The 19,083-nt window shown below is 54.8% G+C and carries 14 protein-coding genes, 6 tRNA genes and 3 rRNA genes; 18 read left to right on the forward strand and 5 right to left on the reverse strand.

The features are described from left to right. Positions 1-25: 25 nt before the first annotated feature. From J3P93_RS03125 to hemJ, 3 genes are all read right to left on the reverse strand, one after another. Entirely contained in the window at positions 26-976 is a 951-nt protein-coding gene (locus J3P93_RS03125) for a DUF805 domain-containing protein (RefSeq protein WP_434595053.1), read from the reverse strand. A 79-nt stretch (positions 977-1,055) separates the two neighbouring features. Next, positions 1,056-2,024, reverse strand: coding sequence for an NAD(P)H-dependent flavin oxidoreductase (locus J3P93_RS03130; protein ID WP_434595054.1), 969 nt, complete (start codon positions 2,022-2,024; stop codon positions 1,056-1,058). A 32-nt stretch (positions 2,025-2,056) separates the two neighbouring features. Further along, on the reverse strand, positions 2,057-2,485 hold the full coding sequence (gene hemJ / locus J3P93_RS03135) for a protoporphyrinogen oxidase HemJ (protein ID WP_434595056.1): 429 nt from the start codon (positions 2,483-2,485) through the stop codon (positions 2,057-2,059). 134 nt (positions 2,486-2,619) lie between these two features. On the opposite strand from hemJ, the gene argC reads away from it, so the two are divergent. Together argC and erpA are read left to right on the forward strand one after the other, a co-directional pair. Further along, positions 2,620-3,654 carry an N-acetyl-gamma-glutamyl-phosphate reductase gene (gene argC / locus J3P93_RS03140; RefSeq protein ID WP_434595058.1) on the forward strand — a complete coding sequence of 345 codons (1,035 nt, stop codon included), beginning with the start codon at positions 2,620-2,622 and terminating at the stop codon, positions 3,652-3,654. A 169-nt stretch (positions 3,655-3,823) separates the two neighbouring features. Continuing rightward, a complete protein-coding gene (gene erpA, locus J3P93_RS03145) occupies positions 3,824-4,174 on the forward strand; it encodes an iron-sulfur cluster insertion protein ErpA (protein WP_007918905.1) in 351 nt (116 codons plus the stop codon). 91 nt (positions 4,175-4,265) lie between these two features. On the opposite strand, the gene J3P93_RS03150 is transcribed toward erpA, so the two are convergent. Both J3P93_RS03150 and J3P93_RS03155 read right to left on the reverse strand, forming a co-directional pair. Then, a complete protein-coding gene (locus J3P93_RS03150) occupies positions 4,266-5,357 on the reverse strand; it encodes an anhydro-N-acetylmuramic acid kinase (protein WP_434595061.1) in 1,092 nt (363 codons plus the stop codon). A 3-nt stretch (positions 5,358-5,360) separates the two neighbouring features. Next, positions 5,361-6,788 (reverse strand): peptidoglycan DD-metalloendopeptidase family protein, encoded by a 1,428-nt coding sequence (locus tag J3P93_RS03155; RefSeq protein ID WP_434595063.1) that lies wholly within the window; start codon positions 6,786-6,788, stop codon positions 5,361-5,363. 213 nt (positions 6,789-7,001) lie between these two features. Between J3P93_RS03155 and tyrS the strand changes: the two genes are divergently transcribed. The 16 genes from tyrS to nusG all read left to right on the forward strand — a co-directional run bounded on the left by tyrS (position 7,002) and on the right by nusG (position 18,980). Next, positions 7,002-8,201: a tyrosine--tRNA ligase gene (tyrS, locus tag J3P93_RS03160; protein WP_434595065.1), complete on the forward strand. Its 1,200-nt coding sequence runs from the start codon at positions 7,002-7,004 to the stop codon at positions 8,199-8,201. 496 nt (positions 8,202-8,697) lie between these two features. Then, positions 8,698-10,234 (forward strand): 16S ribosomal RNA (locus J3P93_RS03165). Between the two features lie 123 nt (positions 10,235-10,357). After that, positions 10,358-10,434 (forward strand) — tRNA-Ile (locus J3P93_RS03170). Positions 10,435-10,444: 10 nt separating this feature from the next. Continuing rightward, a tRNA-Ala gene (locus J3P93_RS03175) sits at positions 10,445-10,520 on the forward strand. 234 nt (positions 10,521-10,754) lie between these two features. Beyond that, positions 10,755-13,648, forward strand: a 23S ribosomal RNA gene (locus J3P93_RS03180). 155 nt (positions 13,649-13,803) lie between these two features. Continuing rightward, positions 13,804-13,919 (forward strand): 5S ribosomal RNA (gene rrf / locus J3P93_RS03185). Together the 16S, 23S and 5S rRNA genes with 2 tRNA genes alongside form the textbook arrangement of a ribosomal RNA operon. A gap of 132 nt (positions 13,920-14,051) precedes the next feature. Then, the gene (birA, locus tag J3P93_RS03190) at positions 14,052-15,005 is read left to right on the forward strand and encodes a bifunctional biotin--[acetyl-CoA-carboxylase] ligase/biotin operon repressor BirA (RefSeq protein ID WP_434595067.1); all 954 of its coding nucleotides are present in this window, start codon (positions 14,052-14,054) and stop codon (positions 15,003-15,005) included. Next, the gene (locus J3P93_RS03195; RefSeq protein WP_434595069.1) at positions 14,995-15,747 is read left to right on the forward strand and encodes a pantothenate kinase; all 753 of its coding nucleotides are present in this window, start codon (positions 14,995-14,997) and stop codon (positions 15,745-15,747) included. Before birA ends, J3P93_RS03195 begins: the two co-directional genes overlap by 11 nt. A gap of 7 nt (positions 15,748-15,754) precedes the next feature. Next, entirely contained in the window at positions 15,755-16,186 is a 432-nt protein-coding gene (locus J3P93_RS03200; protein WP_434595071.1) for a hypothetical protein, read from the forward strand. Positions 16,187-16,329: 143 nt separating this feature from the next. Then, positions 16,330-16,414 (forward strand) — tRNA-Tyr (locus J3P93_RS03205). Between the two features lie 25 nt (positions 16,415-16,439). Further along, a tRNA-Gly gene (locus tag J3P93_RS03210) sits at positions 16,440-16,513 on the forward strand. 26 nt (positions 16,514-16,539) lie between these two features. Then, a tRNA-Thr gene (locus tag J3P93_RS03215) sits at positions 16,540-16,615 on the forward strand. Positions 16,616-16,700: 85 nt separating this feature from the next. Next, positions 16,701-17,894, forward strand: a complete 1,194-nt coding sequence (tuf, locus tag J3P93_RS03220; RefSeq protein WP_103303766.1) for an elongation factor Tu — start codon at positions 16,701-16,703, stop codon at positions 17,892-17,894. 53 nt (positions 17,895-17,947) lie between these two features. After that, a tRNA-Trp gene (locus tag J3P93_RS03225) sits at positions 17,948-18,023 on the forward strand. Between the two features lie 45 nt (positions 18,024-18,068). Next, a complete protein-coding gene (gene secE / locus J3P93_RS03230; protein ID WP_007916493.1) occupies positions 18,069-18,437 on the forward strand; it encodes a preprotein translocase subunit SecE in 369 nt (122 codons plus the stop codon). Between the two features lie 9 nt (positions 18,438-18,446). Continuing rightward, positions 18,447-18,980, forward strand: a complete 534-nt coding sequence (gene nusG, locus J3P93_RS03235) for a transcription termination/antitermination protein NusG (protein ID WP_007957598.1) — start codon at positions 18,447-18,449, stop codon at positions 18,978-18,980. Positions 18,981-19,083 lie beyond the last annotated feature (103 nt).

Genomic DNA, 19,083 nt, shown 5'->3' on the forward strand with positions numbered 1-19,083 from the left:
CGGGTGTCACGGCGGGGAGCGCTGTTCATTCTTGCGCAGAGTCTACAGGGGGCTGCGCCGCTTCGGCTGCATCGTCGCTGGAAATCACGGGCGGTTCGACCTCCACGTCTATTTCATCGGTGGTCACCGAACCACTGTCATAACTGCTTTCGACGTTGCTTTCGTATTCCTGCTGAATGGCCGAAATGCCACCCAGCATCCCGCCGACGAAAATCAGTGCGAAGAACACGATCCACAGCGAACACAGGACTTTGACGGCGGTGCTGTTGGGCGGCGGCGGTGGACCGTAACGGTTGGCACCGGCGTTGCCCGGCACGACCATGATCACCAGCGGAAAGAAGCTGCCCACGAACGGAACGAGATTCAGCAGCCAGAGCCAGCCCGACCAGCCGATGTCATGCAGACGCTGGACGCTGAACAGGATACTGACGATCAGGAATGCGACGAACAGGAAGAAAGCGAGGATCCCGCCAATGATCAGGCCGGTGGTGGAGTCGCCAGTGACCAGCCCCAGAGCCATCAGGGCAAACACGCCGACAATCGGCAGCGTCACCAGGCTCAGGACCATCGTCCAGGCCAGAAAACGCAGGCGGCCTATTCGTCCTTCGACGCTGAACGGCTTGAGCGTGGCGAACGCCGGCATATTTTCGCCGACGCTGGCGCGCGGCGGTGCGTAAGGGGAGTCGGGTTCCGCCATGGCTGCGGATTGCTCGTGGACATCAGAAAGGTTCAGGTCGATGACGGTTTCGCTTTCGATTCGCGCATCGATGCCGGTCTTGTTCAGCGGCTGCAGATAGGTCTGCGCATCACTGTGCGACAGATCCCGCTTGAGGGTGACGGTGCGGCCATTGAACAGACGCTCAATGCCGGCAACATCGCTTTTGAACAGGTCCGCCAGATTGAGTTTGGCGGTGGTGAGATCGACACCGGGCTGCAGAGCGCCGTCGAAGACGATCTTGTAACGGGGTTCGCTCATGGTCGAGGCATCCTTGTCGCGAGTTGTTGGAAAGGTCAGCAGTGTAAGGCCAGTCCATCGGCGCTGGCCGGTTTTTTCCTCAACGTGGCCAGCGGCTCGGTAGCTGTGCTGCGCGAATTTGCGCCTGGCGGTACTCGGCGTCCAGTCGTGCGATCAATTGATCGACTGTCGGCAAGTCATCGATTTGTCCCACACCCTGACCGGCCGACCACACGGTTTTCCAGGCTTTGGCTTCGTCGCTGATCGGCTTGAGCTTGTCGCCGAAATTCACCTCGCCTTTACCTTGCAGGGCGGCCATATCGAAACCGGCGGCTTCCAGGCTTTGGCGTATGAAACTGGCCGGTACTCCTGACACCGCTGGAGTATGGATGATGTCCGCGGCCTTGGCTGTCAGCAGCATCTGCTTGTATGCGTCAGGCGCATGACTTTCGCTGGTGCCGATAAATCGCGTACCGAAGTAGGCCAAATCCGCACCGAGCAACTGAGCAGCGAGAATCTCATGGCCGTGGTTCAAACATCCTGCAAGCAGCAGCGTCTTGTCGAAGAACTGGCGGATCTCGGCGATCAGCGCAAACGGGCTCCAGGTCCCGGCATGCCCGCCAGCGCCAGCTGCGACCGCAATCAAACCATCGACCCCGGCTTCGGCGGCTTTCTCGGCATGCCGGCGTGTCGTCACGTCGTGGAATACCAGGCCGCCATAGCTATGCACTGCGTCGACCAACTCCTTCACCGCACCGAGGCTGGTGATCACGATCGGCACTTTGTGCTCGACGCAGATCTCCAGGTCAGCCTGCAAGCGTGGGTTGCTGTTGTGCACGATCAGGTTCACCGCATACGGCGCGGGGTTTTCCAGTGCGGCCAGTCCTGCCTCGATCTCTTCCAGCCAGGCCTTGAAACCACTGCTTTCGCGCTGGTTCAACGCGGGAAAGCTACCCACAACGCCATTGCGACAGCAGGCGAGTACCAGTTGCGGGTTGGATATCAGGAACATCGGCGCAGCCACCACAGGCAGACGCAGACGTTGTTCGAGCAAAACGGGCAGCGACATTGGAGTACCCCGAAATGATGTAGTTATCGAAACTAGAACGGCCGGACCACGACCAGAATGACGATAGCCAGCAATAACAGAACCGGCACTTCATTGAACCAGCGATAAAAGACATGACTGCGGGTGTTTTCGCCACGGGCGAAGCGTTTGACCTGCGCGCCACACATGTGGTGGTAACCGATCAGCAACACGACCAGGGTCAGCTTGGCGTGGATCCAGCCGCCCTGAGTGAAGATCGTCGGGTTGAGGTAAATCAGCCAGCCGCCAAAGATCAGGGTGGCGATCATCGCCGGGCCCATGATGCCGCGATACAACTTGCGCTCCATGACGCTGAAGCGCTCCTTGCTGATCGTGTCTTCGCTTTGCGCGTGATAAACGAACAATCGCGGCAGGTAGAACAGCCCGGCGAACCAGCAGACGACACTGACGATATGCAACGCTTTGATCCACAGATAGAGCATTTTGGTTATTCCCTCATTCACGGTAAGCCAGATAGTAGAGGCTTGAGCGTCCGCACGTCACCTTGACGGTTGTCGCAGGGGCGTGCGGCCCCTATCATCGACGGCTTTCCAGTGGTTTCGTTGAGGGCAGGTTTATGGTCAAGGTCGGTATCGTCGGCGGCACGGGTTACACCGGTGTCGAACTGCTGCGTCTGTTGGCACAGCATCCGCAGGCAGAAGTGGTCGTCATCACTTCCCGATCCGAGGCCGGTCTGGCCGTGGCTGACATGTACCCGAACCTGCGCGGTCATTACGATGGCCTGGCGTTCAGCGTGCCGGACGTGAAAACCCTCGGTGCTTGCGATGTGGTGTTCTTCGCCACCCCGCACGGTGTTGCGCACGCGTTGGCAGGTGAGTTGCTGGCAGCGGGCACCAAAGTCATCGACCTGTCGGCGGACTTCCGCCTGCAGGACGCCGACGAATGGGCGAAGTGGTACGGCCATCCTCACGGCGCACCGGAACTGCTGGATGAAGCGGTCTACGGTCTGCCGGAAGTCAATCGCGAGCAGATCAAAAAGGCACGTCTGATTGCAGTGCCGGGTTGCTATCCAACCGCGACGCAACTGGGTTTCCTGCCATTGCTGGAGGCCGGGCTGGCTGATGCTTCCCGCCTGATCGCCGACTGCAAATCCGGTGTCAGCGGTGCCGGCCGGGGTGCAGCTGTAGGCTCGCTGTACTCCGAAACGTCGGAAAGCATGAAGGCGTATGCGGTGAAAGGTCACCGCCACCTGCCGGAAATTCGCCAGGGCCTGCGTCGTGCGGCGGGCAAGGACGTCGGTCTGACATTCGTCCCGCACCTGACTCCGATGATCCGTGGCATTCACTCCACGCTTTACGCGACCGTGGTCGATCGTTCAGTGGATCTGCAAGCGCTGTTTGAAAAACGCTATGCCAGCGAACCGTTCGTCGACGTGATGCCGGCCGGCAGCCATCCCGAAACCCGTAGCGTGCGTGGCGCCAACGTCTGCCGCATCGCGGTGCACCGTCCTCAGGATGGCGACCTGGTGGTAGTGCTGTCGGTCATCGACAACCTGGTCAAAGGCGCGTCGGGGCAGGCAGTGCAGAACATGAACATCCTGTTTGGCCTGGACGAACGCTTCGGTTTGTCTCACGCCGGCATGCTGCCTTAAAAAGCAGCTGCGAGCTTCAAGCGTCAAGCTACAAGTCGTCAGCCGCAAGCTTGAAGCTCAGTGCTTGAAGCTTGCCGCTGCTCCTCTAATAGTTGACCAATTTTCTAGGACAAGCGGATAATGCGCGTCATCACGCATTATGGCGGCGTAACGCCGGGAGATAGTCAGCATGAGCGTCGAATCCTTCACCCCCACGGCTTTGCAATTCACTCAAGGTGCTGCGCACAAGGTGAAGAGCCTGGTCGATGAAGAGGGGAATGATCGCTTGAAGCTGCGCGTATTCGTTACGGGCGGCGGTTGTTCAGGGTTTCAATACGGTTTCACCTTCGATGAAGATGTGGCCGATGATGACACCATTGTCGAGCGCGAAGGCGTGAGTCTGGTGGTCGATCCGATGAGCTTCCAGTACCTGGCCGGTGCGGAAGTGGATTATCAGGAAGGTCTGGAAGGTTCGCGGTTCGTGATCAAGAACCCGAACGCCACCACCACGTGTGGTTGCGGGTCGTCGTTCTCGATCTGATAGCAGCGTCTTTACAGCGTTTTCGCTTCGCATACAGAAACGCCGCAGAGCCTCACGGTTTTGCGGCGTTTTTTGTTGTCTCGCGATTCACTCAGGCCGGATAGATCGCGCCAAGCACTCGGAGGCCGCGGGCACCGGTGACGCTCGGACGATTGGCGGCGATACCTTCGAGGCAGCAATGAGCCAGCCAGGCGAAGGCCATCGCTTCGACCCAGTCAGGATCAACGCCGTGGCTGGCGGTACTGGCGACGGTGGTGTCGGGTAGCAGCGCTGCCAATCGTGTCATTAAAGCCGAGTTATGTGCACCGCCGCCGCAGACCAGCAATTGTCGAGTGTCGGTTTGCGCGCTTTGCAGCGCAGTGACGATGGTCAGTGCGGTCAGTTCGAGCAATGTGGCTTGCACGTTCTCCGCAGCAAGCGCGGGAAAACGCGAAAGATGTTGTTCCAGCCAGGGCAGGTTGAACACTTCGCGCCCGGTACTTTTCGGCCCTTGCGTGATGAAGAACGGATCGCTGAGCAGTGTTTCGAGCAGATCAGGCTCAACAGTGCCGGTCTTCGCCCAATCGCCATTACGGTCGTAGTTCTCGCCGCGTTGCTGCTGAATCCAGGCGTCCATCAGAACATTCCCCGGGCCGCAGTCGAAACCGGCTACAGGCTTTGTCGGCTCGATCAGACTTAAATTGCTGAAGCCGCCGACATTCAAGACTGCCTGGTTGCCAGTTCGCTCTTCGAACAAAGCCTCATGGAAGGCCGGCACCAGCGGTGCACCCTGGCCGCCGGCCGCGACGTCGCGGCTACGGAAGTCACTGACGACCGTAATGCCGGTCAGTTCGGTGAGCAGGGCCGGGTTGCCGATCTGCACGGTAAAACCGCGCGCCGGTTCATGGCGAATGGTCTGGCCGTGACTGCCGATCGCACGAATAGCTTCAGGTTTGAGGTGCTGGTTGCTCAGTAGCGCGTGTACACCCTGCGCGGCGAGCTTCACCCAGTGTTGCTGGGCGATGGCCGAGCGGGCAATTTCGTCAGGGCCGCTGGCGCACAAGCCAAGCAGCTCGGCGCGCAGGGAATCAGGCATGGGAATGTAATGGGTGGCGACCAGTCTGATCGCCGAGGTCTGCTCGATCAGGGCAATGTCCAGCCCGTCGAGGCTGGTTCCGGACATTACCCCGATATACAAGGCCATGACTTAACGCTTGCTCGAGGCCAGCATGGTGGCCTTTTCCTGGTCCATACGCGCCATCAATGGCTGACTCTGAGCCAGGAAGCGCGCTCGTTCCGACTTGGCAATCGGGTCCGCCATTGGCAGTTTCTGGCCCAGTGGATCGACGTGCACTCCGTTGACCTGGAACTCGTAGTGCAAGTGCGGGCCGGTCGACAGGCCTGTGGTGCCGATGTAGCCAATCACCTGGCCTTGCTTGACGGTACCGCCGGTTTTCACGCCCTTGGCAAAACCTTGCATGTGACCGTACAGCGTACGGTAGGTGTTGCCGTGCTGAATGATCACGGTGTTGCCGTAACCGCCGCGGCGGCCGGCGAGCAGCACTTTACCGTCACCGGCAGCCTTGATTGGCGTACCGCGTGGTGCAGCGTAGTCAACGCCTTTGTGGGCGCGGATCTTGTTGAGGATCGGGTGCTTGCGGCCCATCGAAAACTTCGAGCTGATACGAGCGAAGTCCACCGGCGTGCGGATAAAGGCCTTGCGCATGCTGTTGCCATCGGCGGTGTAATAGCTGCTGTTGCCTTGCTTGTTCGTATAACGCACGGCGGTGTAGGTCTTGCCGCGGTTAGTGAAGCGCGCCGAGAGAATCGGACCGTTTCCGACTGCTTTGCCGTTGACCACTTTCTGCTCGTAGATCACATCGAATTCGTCGCCCTGACGGATGTCCTGGGCGAAGTCGACGTCATAGCCGAAAACACTGGCCATATCCATGGTCAGGCTGTGCGACAGGCCCGCGCGAGCTGCGGATTGCGACAGCGAGCTGTTGATCACGCCGTGAACATAAGCGGTGCGAACGGTCGGCTTTGCGGTGACGCGATTGAACGCATAGCCCTTGTCATTGCGGGTCAGGGTAATGGTTTCGACGTCGCTGACCTTGCTGTGCAGGCTGGTCAACTGGCCTTCCGGGCTCAATTCGAATTCAAGCTTCTGGCCGCGCTTGAGCTGGGTGAATTGTTTGGCTTGTTTGTCGCTGGCCAATACTTCATGTACAGAAGTGCCTGGCAAACCGACCTTTTCGAACAGTGTGGACAGCGTGTCGCCCTTGGCTACAACGACTTCGCGATGGCCTGGGGCCTTGGTTTTTTCTTCAACTGGAGGTGCAGGAGCAGGGGCGACATCCGCGGTTTGTGCGGTGCTGTCGTCGGTGTTTTCGATTTGCGCAAACGGCGATGCGACGGGTTCATTTGTGGCTTGAGCCGCGTCAGCAGCGTCTTGATCTTGTGTCAGTTGTTCAGCAGGACTTTCCAGTTCAAGGCTCAGGGTCGTCTTTTTGGCTTCTACATCACTGGAAGGGAATACCAGGAGCGCCAGGCTGAGAAGGGCGGCGATTCCACTTGCGGCAAGCAGGTGGGTCTTCGGGTAAAGCGGGGGCGCTTTAGACGGTTCTGTGGTCATAGGTAATTTTGACTTTGAAAAAATGATGAATTGGAAAAGATGAATGACATGATGAAGATGAAATAACTGTATAAAATATAACCAAATCATCTCTGAAGCAAGTCTACAGACAGTGAGTCTGTGGATTGGTGTTCGTGCGCCGGGCAAAACTTGTAATTGGTGCGCGATATTGTATGGTTGGTTCCCTTTGAATCTGAGCCTTGCGGGTCTGTTATGAAGTCGGTTGAAGAGCAGCTAGCGCTGATAAAACGTGGTGCGGAAGAACTACTGGTCGAGTCCGAGCTGATCGAGAAGCTCAAGCGCGGCCAGCCGCTGCGTATCAAGGCTGGTTTCGATCCGACCGCGCCGGATCTGCATCTGGGCCACACCGTGCTTATTAATAAGCTGCGCCAGTTCCAGGAGCTGGGGCATCAGGTGATCTTCCTTATCGGTGATTTCACCGGGATGATCGGTGATCCGAGTGGCAAGAGCGCTACGCGCCCACCGTTGACTCGCGAGCAGGTTCTGGAAAATGCCGAGACTTACAAGACTCAGGTGTTCAAGATTCTCGATCCGGCGAAAACCGAAGTCGCGTTCAACTCCACCTGGATGGATCAGATGGGGCCGGCGGACTTCATTCGTCTGACTTCGCAGTACACGGTAGCTCGCATGCTCGAGCGCGACGACTTCGACAAGCGCTACACCACCAATCAGCCCATCGCCATTCACGAATTCCTTTATCCGCTGGTTCAAGGGTACGACTCGGTGGCTCTGCGTGCGGATGTCGAGTTGGGCGGTACCGATCAGAAATTCAATCTGCTGATGGGGCGCGAGCTGCAACGTGGTTATGGTCAGGAAGCCCAGTGCATTCTGACTATGCCGTTGCTCGAAGGTCTGGATGGCGTGAAGAAGATGTCCAAATCGTTGGGCAACTATGTCGGTATCCAGGAAGCGCCGGGTGTCATGTACGGCAAGCTGGTTTCGATTCCGGATGCGCTGATGTGGCGCTACTTCGAGCTGCTCAGCTTCCGTTCGATGGATGAAATCAATGCATTGCGAGCTGATGTCGAGGCGGGTGCCAATCCGCGTGACGTCAAAATCAAGCTGGCTGAAGAAATCGTCGCGCGTTTCCATGGTGAAGAGGCTGCGGCCAATGCTCACCGTGCAGCAGGTAACCGCATGAAGGATGGCGAGCTGCCGGATGATCTGCCGGAGATCGAATTGGCTTCCGCTGAGGATATGCCGATTGCCGCTGTCCTTAATAAGGCAGGGCTGGTGAAGAACTCGGCGGCTGCGCGTGACCTGCTGGCGTCTGGCGGTGTTCGTGTTGATGGTGAAGTGGTTGATCGCTCCTTTATATATGTACTGGGTGCGACCCACGTTTGCCAGGCCGGAAAAAAGGCATTTGCCCGGATCACATTGAAATCCGAGTAATCTTTCAAATAAGTGTTGACGGCGAATTTCAGATGTCTATAATTCGCCCACTTCCGGCGCAGTCGAAACGGAAAACTCCTTGAGATTCAACGAGTTAAGTAGGTTTCGGCGGCAAGCGGCTTCAGTTAATCGAAGCCCGAAAGGAAGTTGAAAAAGAGGTGTTGACAGCAGCGTGTAACGCTGTAGAATTCGCCTCCCGCTGACGAGAGATCGGAAGCGCAAGTGGTTGAAGTTGTTGAAGAAATCTTCGAAAGCTTCTGAAAATAATCACTTGACAGTAAATGAGGCTGCTGTAGAATGCGCGCCTCGGTTGAGACGAAAGATCTTAACCAATCGCTCTTTAACAACTGAATCAAGCAATTCGTGTGGGTGCTTGTGGAGTCAGACTGATAGTCAACAAGATTATCAGCATCACAAGTTACTCCGCGAGAAATCAAAGATGTAACCAACGATTGCTGAGCCAAGTTTAGGGTTTCTTAAAAACCCAAAGATGTTTGAACTGAAGAGTTTGATCATGGCTCAGATTGAACGCTGGCGGCAGGCCTAACACATGCAAGTCAAGCGGATGAAAGGAGCTTGCTCCTGGATTCAGCGGCGGACGGGTGAGTAATGCCTAGGAATCTGCCTGGTAGTGGGGGACAACGTTTCGAAAGGAACGCTAATACCGCATACGTCCTACGGGAGAAAGCAGGGGACCTTCGGGCCTTGCGCTATCAGATGAGCCTAGGTCGGATTAGCTAGTTGGTGAGGTAATGGCTCACCAAGGCGACGATCCGTAACTGGTCTGAGAGGATGATCAGTCACACTGGAACTGAGACACGGTCCAGACTCCTACGGGAGGCAGCAGTGGGGAATATTGGACAATGGGCGAAAGCCTGATCCAGCCATGCCGCGTGTGTGAAGAAGGTCTTCGGATTGTAAAGCACTTTAAGTTGGGAGGAAGGGTTGTAGATTAATACTCTGCAATTTTGACGTTACCGACAGAATAAGCACCGGCTAACTCTGTGCCAGCAGCCGCGGTAATACAGAGGGTGCAAGCGTTAATCGGAATTACTGGGCGTAAAGCGCGCGTAGGTGGTTCGTTAAGTTGGATGTGAAATCCCCGGGCTCAACCTGGGAACTGCATTCAAAACTGTCGAGCTAGAGTATGGTAGAGGGTGGTGGAATTTCCTGTGTAGCGGTGAAATGCGTAGATATAGGAAGGAACACCAGTGGCGAAGGCGACCACCTGGACTGATACTGACACTGAGGTGCGAAAGCGTGGGGAGCAAACAGGATTAGATACCCTGGTAGTCCACGCCGTAAACGATGTCAACTAGCCGTTGGGAGCCTTGAGCTCTTAGTGGCGCAGCTAACGCATTAAGTTGACCGCCTGGGGAGTACGGCCGCAAGGTTAAAACTCAAATGAATTGACGGGGGCCCGCACAAGCGGTGGAGCATGTGGTTTAATTCGAAGCAACGCGAAGAACCTTACCAGGCCTTGACATCCAATGAACTTTCCAGAGATGGATGGGTGCCTTCGGGAACATTGAGACAGGTGCTGCATGGCTGTCGTCAGCTCGTGTCGTGAGATGTTGGGTTAAGTCCCGTAACGAGCGCAACCCTTGTCCTTAGTTACCAGCACGTTATGGTGGGCACTCTAAGGAGACTGCCGGTGACAAACCGGAGGAAGGTGGGGATGACGTCAAGTCATCATGGCCCTTACGGCCTGGGCTACACACGTGCTACAATGGTCGGTACAAAGGGTTGCCAAGCCGCGAGGTGGAGCTAATCCCATAAAACCGATCGTAGTCCGGATCGCAGTCTGCAACTCGACTGCGTGAAGTCGGAATCGCTAGTAATCGTGAATCAGAATGTCACGGTGAATACGTTCCCGGGCCTTGTACACACCGCCCGTCACACCATGGGAGTGGGTTGCACCAGAAGTAGCTAGTCTAACCTTCGGGAGGACGGTTACCACGGTGTGATTCATGACTGGGGTGAAGTCGTAACAAGGTAGCCGTAGGGGAACCTGCGGCTGGATCACCTCCTTAATCGACGACATCAGCTGCTCCATGAGCTCCCACACGAATTGCTTGATTCATTGAAGAAGACGATAGAAGCAGCTTTAAGCTCCAAGCTGATAGCTCCAGGCTAACAGTTACGCGCTCGAAATTGGGTCTGTAGCTCAGTTGGTTAGAGCGCACCCCTGATAAGGGTGAGGTCGGCAGTTCGAATCTGCCCAGACCCACCAATTTTGTTATGGGGCCATAGCTCAGCTGGGAGAGCGCCTGCCTTGCACGCAGGAGGTCAGCGGTTCGATCCCGCTTGGCTCCACCATATAAACTGCTTCTGAAAGCTTAGAAATGAATATTCGGTGCGAATATTGATTTCTAGTCTTTTGATTAGATCGTTCTTTAAAAATTTGGGTATGTGATAGAAAGATAGGCTGGACGTTACTTTCACTGGTAACGGATCAGGCTAAGGTAAAATTTGTGAGTTCTCTTAGTTGAGAAATTCGAATTTTCGGCGAATGTCGTCTTCACAGTATAACCAGATTGCTTGGGGTTATATGGTCAAGTGAAGAAGCGCATACGGTGGATGCCTTGGCAGTCAGAGGCGATGAAAGACGTGGTAGCCTGCGAAAAGCTTCGGGGAGTCGGCAAACAGACTTTGATCCGGAGATGTCTGAATGGGGGAACCCAGCCATCACAAGATGGTTATCTTGTACTGAATACATAGGTGCAAGAGGCGAACCAGGGGAACTGAAACATCTAAGTACCCTGAGGAAAAGAAATCAACCGAGATTCCCTTAGTAGTGGCGAGCGAACGGGGACTAGCCCTTAAGTGGCTTTGAGATTAGCGGAACGCTCTGGAAAGTGCGGCCATAGTGGGTGATAGCCCTGTACGCGAAAATCTCTTGGTCATGAAATCGAGTAGGACGGAGCACGAGAAACTTTGTCTGAATATGGGGGGACCATCCTCCAAGGCTAAATACTACTGACTGACCGATAGTGAACTAGTACCGTGAGGGAAAGGCGAAAAGAACCCCGGAGAGGGGAGTGAAATAGATCCTGAAACCGTATGCGTACAAGCAGTGGGAGCCCACTTTGTTGGGTGACTGCGTACCTTTTGTATAATGGGTCAGCGACTTATTTTCAGTGGCGAGCTTAACCGAATAGGGGAGGCGTAGCGAAAGCGAGTCTTAATAGGGCGTCTAGTCGCTGGGAATAGACCCGAAACCGGGCGATCTATCCATGGGCAGGTTGAAGGTTAGGTAACACTGACTGGAGGACCGAACCGACTACCGTTGAAAAGTTAGCGGATGACCTGTGGATCGGAGTGAAAGGCTAATCAAGCTCGGAGATAGCTGGTTCTCCTCGAAAGCTATTTAGGTAGCGCCTCATGTATCACTGTAGGGGGTAGAGCACTGTTTCGGCTAGGGGGTCATCCCGACTTACCAAACCGATGCAAACTCCGAATACCTACAAGTGCCGAGCATGGGAGACACACGGCGGGTGCTAACGTCCGTCGTGAAAAGGGAAACAACCCAGACCGTCAGCTAAGGTCCCAAAGTTATGGTTAAGTGGGAAACGATGTGGGAAGGCTTAGACAGCTAGGAGGTTGGCTTAGAAGCAGCCACCCTTTAAAGAAAGCGTAATAGCTCACTAGTCGAGTCGGCCTGCGCGGAAGATGTAACGGGGCTCAAACCATACACCGAAGCTACGGGTATCACCTTCGGGTGATGCGGTAGAGGAGCGTTCTGTAAGCCTGTGAAGGTGAGTTGAGAAGCTTGCTGGAGGTATCAGAAGTGCGAATGCTGACATGAGTAACGACAATGGGTGTGAAAAACACCCACGCCGAAAGACCAAGGTTTCCTGCGCAACGTTAATCGACGCAGGGTTAGTCGGTCCCTAAGGCGAGGCTGAAAAGCGTAGTCGATGGAAAACAGGTTAATATTCCTGTACTTCTGGTTATTGCGATGGAGGGACGGAGAAGGCTAGGCCAGCTTGGCGTTGGTTGTCCAAGTTTAAGGTGGTAGGCTGAGATCTTAGGTAAATCCGGGATCTCAAGGCCGAGAGCTGATGACGAGTTACCCTTTGGGTGACAAAGTGGTTGATGCCATGCTTCCAAGAAAAGCTTCTAAGCTTCAGGTAACCAGGAACCGTACCCCAAACCGACACAGGTGGTTGGGTAGAGAATACCAAGGCGCTTGAGAGAACTCGGGTGAAGGAACTAGGCAAAATGGCACCGTAACTTCGGGAGAAGGTGCGCCGGTGAGGGTGAAGGACTTGCTCCGTAAGCTCATGCCGGTCGAAGATACCAGGCCGCTGCGACTGTTTATTAAAAACACAGCACTCTGCAAACACGAAAGTGGACGTATAGGGTGTGACGCCTGCCCGGTGCCGGAAGGTTAATTGATGGGGTTAGCTAACGCGAAGCTCTTGATCGAAGCCCCGGTAAACGGCGGCCGTAACTATAACGGTCCTAAGGTAGCGAAATTCCTTGTCGGGTAAGTTCCGACCTGCACGAATGGCGTAACGATGGCGGCGCTGTCTCCACCCGAGACTCAGTGAAATTGAAATCGCTGTGAAGATGCAGTGTATCCGCGGCTAGACGGAAAGACCCCGTGAACCTTTACTATAGCTTTGCACTGGACTTTGAATTTGCTTGTGTAGGATAGGTGGGAGGCTTTGAAGCGTGGACGCCAGTTCGCGTGGAGCCATCCTTGAAATACCACCCTGGCAACTTTGAGGTTCTAACTCAGGTCCGTTATCCGGATCGAGGACAGTGTATGGTGGGTAGTTTGACTGGGGCGGTCTCCTCCTAAAGAGTAACGGAGGAGTACGAAGGTGCGCTCAGACCGGTCGGAAATCGGTCGTAGAGTATAAAGGCAAAAGCGCGCTTGACTGCGAGACAGACACGTCGAGCAGGTACGAAAGTAGGTCTTAGTGATCCGGTGGTTCTGTATGGAAGGGCCATCGCTCAACGGATAAAAGGTACTCCGGGGATAACAGGCTGATACCGCCCAAGAGTTCATATCGACGGCGGTGTTTGGCACCTCGATGTCGGCTCATCACATCCTGGGGCTGAAGCCGGTCCCAAGGGTATGGCTGTTCGCCATTTAAAGTGGTACGCGAGCTGGGTTTAGAACGTCGTGAGACAGTTCGGTCCCTATCTGCCGTGGACGTTTGAGATTTGAGAGGGGCTGCTCCTAGTACGAGAGGACCGGAGTGGACGAACCTCTGGTGTTCCGGTTGTCACGCCAGTGGCATTGCCGGGTAGCTATGTTCGGGAAAGATAACCGCTGAAAGCATCTAAGCGGGAAACTTGCCTCAAGATGAGATCTCACTGGAACCTTGAGTTCCCTGAAGGGCCGTCGAAGACTACGACGTTGATAGGTTGGGTGTGTAAGCGCTGTGAGGCGTTGAGCTAACCAATACTAATTGCCCGTGAGGCTTGACCATATAACACCCAAGCAATTTGCGAACTCGAAAGAGACCAGATTGCGGTGTGTGAAGACGAAACGAACCGAAAGTTCGAAACGCACAAACACCGACAGCTGTCACATACCCGATTTGCTGAAGCGAGGCCATCTGGTCACGACTCAGTACCCGAATTTCTTGACGACCATAGAGCGTTGGAACCACCTGATCCCATCCCGAACTCAGCAGTGAAACGATGCATCGCCGATGGTAGTGTGGGGTTTCCCCATGTGAGAGTAGGTCATCGTCAAGATTAAATTCCGAAACCCCAATTGCGAAAGCAGTTGGGGTTTTGTTTTGCCTGCGAGAAATCTATGCGCTTGATTTCTATGCAATGGCCCGGTGCATGGCTATTATTCGGGCCTCATTGTGAGGCGAGACCTGCATGCTGACGTTGTTAAATCTCTTGAAGGATGGTCGATTCCATTCTGGTCAGGATCTGGGCGCTGCTCTGGGAATAAGTCGGAGCGCAGTATGGAAGCAGCTTCAGCACCTTGAGGCTGAACTTGGATTGTCCATCCATAAGGTTCGAGGGCGGGGCTATCAATTGGCTGCGCCATTGACTCTGCTCGATGCGGTGGAAATCTCGGCAACAGTGCCGAAGTGGCCGGTGACTGTGCTGGACTCAGTCGACTCGACAAACGCTGAAGCGTTGCGCGCCATTGGCCAAGGTGCTTCTGCACCGTTTTTGGTTCTCGCTGAGCGGCAGGTCTCTGGCCGTGGGCGTAGAGGTCGTAAATGGGTCAGTCCGTTTGCAGAAAATCTTTATTACAGCCTCGTCCTGCGTATAGATGGTGGGATGCGCCAGCTTGAGGGCTTGAGTCTCGTCGTGGGTTTGGCTGTTATGCAGGCTCTGCGAAATTTCGGTGTCTCGTCTGCCGGGTTGAAGTGGCCCAACGATGTTCTGGTCGCAAACAAGAAAGTCGCGGGCATCCTCCTTGAGCTCGTCGGCGATCCAGCGGATGTTTGTCATGTTGTGTTGGGCATTGGCATCAACGTGAACATGCAAAAGGCTGACGAAGTCGACCAGCAATGGACTTCGATACGGCTCGAATCCGGCAATAGTATTGATCGTAATGCTTTGGTGGGTGAGTTGAGCGCACAGTTGAATTCCTATATCCAGCGCCATCAGTTGAAAGGCTTTTCTACGCTTCGGGTGGAATGGGAAGCCAATCATTTGTGGCAGGATCGTTCGGTATCATTGATTGCAGGTTCAAGCCAGATAGACGGCGTGGTAGTTGGAATCGATAGCCAGGGTGCGCTGCGGCTGAAGGTGGATGGGGTGGAAAAAGTCTTTAGTGGTGGTGAGCTCAGCCTGAGGTTGCGTGATGATTCTTGAGCTCGATTGTGGAAACAGTTTCATCAAGTGGCGAGTATTGAAATCTGCGTCGGGAGTCTTGTTTGCCGAGGGTGTTGTCGACTCTGATCTGGCATTGCTGGAGAGTTTGAAGGCTCTGGATGGGCTTGCCCTGCGCAGATGTCGCGTGGTCAGTGTCAGGACAGCAGAGGAAACAGATTCTCTGGTTGATGTTCTTGAGCGCGCGTTCGCTATTTCGGTAGTGCGCGCCACGTCCGCTCGGCAAATGTCCGGCGTCAGGAACGGTTACGAAGATTATCAGCGCCTGGGGCTCGATCGCTGGCTGGCCATGCTGGGCGGTTTTCACTTGGCATCGGGCAAGGCGTGCCTGGTACTCGATTTTGGTACAGCGGTAACGGCTGATTTCGTAGCTGCTGACGGGGAGCATCTGGGAGGCTTCATTTGTCCTGGAATGCCATTGATGCGAGATCAGTTGCGCACGCATACCCGAAAGATCCGCTATGGAGACTTGGCGGCTGAGCGCGCGCTGTCCAGTACAGCTCCAGGGCGGACAACCGTAGAGGCGGTGGAGCGCGGGTGTTCTTTGATGTTGCGAGGATTTGTGTTGACCCAGCTAGAAATGGCGCGCGCGTATTGGGGTGAGAATTTCGCAGTTTTCATCACTGGCGGTGACGCTCAACTGGTAGCAGATGTTGCGCCTGAAGCTCGGGTCGTCCCGGATTTGGTGTTTGTAGGATTGGCTATGGCGTGTCCTTTTTCCTGAGGTTTGTATGCGTTGGTTGTTTCTCCTGCTTGTCGTTCTGAACGTTTTTTACTATGTCTGGCATCAGCAGGAGGCGCCTTTGCGCGCGAAGGATGTTACGCCTCTGAGTTTGTATCGCGGTTCCCAGCAAGACATTCGTTTGCTTAGTGAAACGAATGGTGATCGGCGGGGCGGGCAGGACGGGGGGAGGCACGACTGCCTGTTCCTCGGCGGCCTTGCCCGGCAGGAGTCGATTGCACGCCTTCAACAACGTTTAGCAGGAATGGGTGTGGAGGTACGGTCTTCGTCAAAAGATGTTTCGGAAGAGGGGTATTGGTTGTCTGTCGCGCCTCAGAGCCAGCGTTTGCTGGGCGATGTCCAGCTGCAAAACCTTTCCAATGAATTCAATGAGTTAAAACATAAAATAATGCTGTGCGAGGGGGTTGCACCTGCTCAATAGTTTGCATAGAATGGCGCCCGCTCCACAGCGAAGACCTGAAGAGGTAGTTGAAGTGGGGTGATGTCAATGCAGCTAACCTCAGGTTTTTAAATGAGAAAATGCTTGACAGGGGTTTGGCATAGTATAGAATGCCGGCCTGATTAGGAGGGGTTCCCGAGCGGCCAAAGGGATCAGACTGTAAATCTGACGTCTACGACTTCGAAGGTTCGAATCCTTCTCCCTCCACCAGATTTAAGCGTGAGCTGCAGGCTCCGCGGGTATAGTTTAGTGGTAGAACCTCAGCCTTCCAAGCTGATGATGCGGGTTCGATTCCCGCTACCCGCTCCAAGTTTGCAGGTTGTGCAAAGTGTTTCGCTCTTGTAGCTCAGTTGGTAGAGCACACCCTTGGTAAGGGTGAGGTCAGCGGTTCAAATCCGCTCAAGAGCTCCATCTAACAAGGCAGATATGAAAATATCTGCCTTTGTTTTAATGGTTGATATTGTTTTTCTAATTCTTCTGTTTGAGGGTGATATCGATGGCTAAGGAAAAATTTGATCGTTCCCTGCCCCACGTCAACGTTGGGACCATTGGTCACGTTGACCACGGTAAAACCACTCTGACCGCTGCTCTGACTCGCGTCTGCTCCGAAGTTTTCGGTTCGGCCGTCGTTGAGTTCGACAAGATCGACAGCGCTCCAGAAGAAAAAGCTCGCGGTATCACCATCAACACCGCTCACGTTGAGTACAACTCGACTATTCGTCACTACGCTCACGTTGACTGCCCAGGTCACGCTGACTACGTGAAGAACATGATCACTGGTGCTGCCCAGATGGACGGCGCGATCCTGGTTTGCTCGGCCGCTGATGGTCCGATGCCACAAACCCGTGAGCACATCCTGTTGTCCCGTCAGGTAGGCGTTCCGTACATCGTGGTTTTCCTGAACAAGGCTGACCTGGTAGACGACGCTGAGCTGCTGGAACTGGTTGAGATGGAAGTTCGTGACCTGCTGTCGACCTACGACTTCCCAGGCGACGACACTCCGATCATCATCGGTTCTGCTCGTATGGCGCTGGAAGGCAAAGACGACAACGAAATGGGCACCACTGCCGTTCGTAAGCTGGTTGAGACTCTGGATACTTACATCCCAGAACCAGTTCGTATGATCGACAAGCCATTCCTGATGCCAATCGAAGACGTATTCTCGATCTCGGGTCGCGGTACTGTTGTGACTGGTCGTATCGAGCGCGGTATCGTTCGCGTTCAGGATCCACTGGAAATCGTTGGTCTGCGTGACACCACCGTTACTACTTGCACCGGTGTTGAAATGTTCCGCAAACTGCTCGATGAAGGTCGTGCTGGCGAGAACTGCGGCGTTCTGCTGCGTGGTACCAAGCGTGACGACGTTGAGCGTGGCCAGGTTCTGGTCAAGCCAGGTTCGGTCAAGCCGCACACCAAGTTCACCGCAGAAGTTTACGTTCTGAGCAAGGAAGAAGGCGGTCGTCACACTCCGTTCTTCAAAGGCTACCGTCCACAGTTCTACTTCCGTACTACTGACGTGACTGGTAACTGCGAGCTGCCAGAAGGCGTTGAAATGGTAATGCCAGGTGACAACATTCAGATGACTGTTACCCTGATCAAAACCATCGCGATGGAAGACGGTCTGCGTTTCGCTATCCGTGAAGGCGGTCGTACCGTCGGCGCCGGCGTCGTAGCCAAAATCATCGAGTAAGTGGTTGTAATGTATTTTTCGGGCCGGCATAATGGTCGGCCTGATTTTGTTTTAGGTCAGTAGCTCAATTGGCAGAGCGACGGTCTCCAAAACCGTAGGTTGGGGGTTCGATTCCCTCCTGACCTGCCAGATTCACTCAGTGTGTCTGGCTTTCTTTTCACAGGATCTTGATAGATGACTCCTAAAGCTGAAGCTCAAGGCTCTCGCTTCGATCTGCTCAAGTGGCTTGTAGTTGTCGCTTTGGTGGTTGTTGGCGTTGTTGGCAATCAGTATTACTCTGCTTCGCCGATCCTGTACCGTGTACTCGCTTTGCTTGTCATTGCTGCTGTAGCTGCCTTTGTAGGCCTGCAGACTGCGAAGGGCAAGTCTTTCTTTGTACTGGTTAAGGAAGCTCGCACTGAGATTCGTAAAGTCGTGTGGCCAACTCGCCAAGAAACCACGCAGACCACCCTCATTGTGGTGGCTGTTGTTCTGGTTATGGCGTTGCTGTTGTGGGGTCTTGATTCCCTGCTCGGCTGGCTTGTTTCCTTGATTGTCGGCTAAGGGTGTCCCGTGGCTAAGCGTTGGTATGTTGTGCATGCTTACTCGGGTTACGAGAAGCATGTGATGCGCTCGCTGATCGAGCGCGTAAAGCTGGCTGGCATGGAAGATGGCTTCGGCGAGATTCTGGTTCCCACTGAAGAAGTGGTTGAAATGCGTAATGGCCAGAAGCGCAAAAGCGAACGCAAGTTCTTCCCTGGCTATGTGCTGGTCCAGATGGATATGAACGAGGGGACTTGGCACTTGGTCAAGGATACTCCTCGAGTGATGGGTTTTATCGGCGGTACTGCTGACAAGCCTGCACCAATCACCGATAAAGAGGCGGAAGCAATTCTGCGTCGTGTCGCTGATGGTAGCGACAAGCCGAAGCCGAAGACTCTGTTTGAGCCGGGTGAGACGGTACGCGTCAATGACGGTCCATTTGCTGATTTCAATGGCGTCGTCGAAGAAGTTAACTACGAAAAGAGCCGGATCCAGGTCGCGGTACTCATTTTCGGTCGCTCTACTCCGGTGGAGCTCGAGTTCAGTCAGGTCGAAAAGGTCTAACTGGACAAGCAATCCCAACCCCGCAGCCCTAGGCTGTGGGGTTTTGTCGTCACTGGGATAAACGCGCAAGTAACCGGGGAGCCTTTCGAGGCGTTCGAACCCG

Origin of the sequence: Pseudomonas sp. R3-57 (assembly GCF_051132065.1) — a bacterium.
Lineage (GTDB): Bacteria > Pseudomonadota > Gammaproteobacteria > Pseudomonadales > Pseudomonadaceae > Aquipseudomonas.

What these genes read in the sequence shown, in the direction of transcription:
- J3P93_RS03195 (WP_434595069.1), top strand. Translation starts at nt 14,995, where the DNA reads ATGATTCTTGAGCTCGATTGTGGAAACAGTTTCATCAAGTGGCGAGTA.
- J3P93_RS03130 (WP_434595054.1), bottom strand. Translation starts at nt 2,024, where the DNA reads ATGTCGCTGCCCGTTTTGCTCGAACAACGTCTGCGTCTGCCTGTGGTG.
- J3P93_RS03200 (WP_434595071.1), top strand. Translation starts at nt 15,755, where the DNA reads ATGCGTTGGTTGTTTCTCCTGCTTGTCGTTCTGAACGTTTTTTACTAT.
- J3P93_RS03150 (WP_434595061.1), bottom strand. Translation starts at nt 5,357, where the DNA reads ATGGCCTTGTATATCGGGGTAATGTCCGGAACCAGCCTCGACGGGCTG.
- hemJ (WP_434595056.1), bottom strand. Translation starts at nt 2,485, where the DNA reads ATGCTCTATCTGTGGATCAAAGCGTTGCATATCGTCAGTGTCGTCTGC.
- birA (WP_434595067.1), top strand. Translation starts at nt 14,052, where the DNA reads ATGCTGACGTTGTTAAATCTCTTGAAGGATGGTCGATTCCATTCTGGT.
- J3P93_RS03155 (WP_434595063.1), bottom strand. Translation starts at nt 6,788, where the DNA reads ATGACCACAGAACCGTCTAAAGCGCCCCCGCTTTACCCGAAGACCCAC.
- tyrS (WP_434595065.1), top strand. Translation starts at nt 7,002, where the DNA reads ATGAAGTCGGTTGAAGAGCAGCTAGCGCTGATAAAACGTGGTGCGGAA.
- secE (WP_007916493.1), top strand. Translation starts at nt 18,069, where the DNA reads ATGACTCCTAAAGCTGAAGCTCAAGGCTCTCGCTTCGATCTGCTCAAG.
- argC (WP_434595058.1), top strand. Translation starts at nt 2,620, where the DNA reads ATGGTCAAGGTCGGTATCGTCGGCGGCACGGGTTACACCGGTGTCGAA.
- erpA (WP_007918905.1), top strand. Translation starts at nt 3,824, where the DNA reads ATGAGCGTCGAATCCTTCACCCCCACGGCTTTGCAATTCACTCAAGGT.
- tuf (WP_103303766.1), top strand. Translation starts at nt 16,701, where the DNA reads ATGGCTAAGGAAAAATTTGATCGTTCCCTGCCCCACGTCAACGTTGGG.
- J3P93_RS03125 (WP_434595053.1), bottom strand. Translation starts at nt 976, where the DNA reads ATGAGCGAACCCCGTTACAAGATCGTCTTCGACGGCGCTCTGCAGCCC.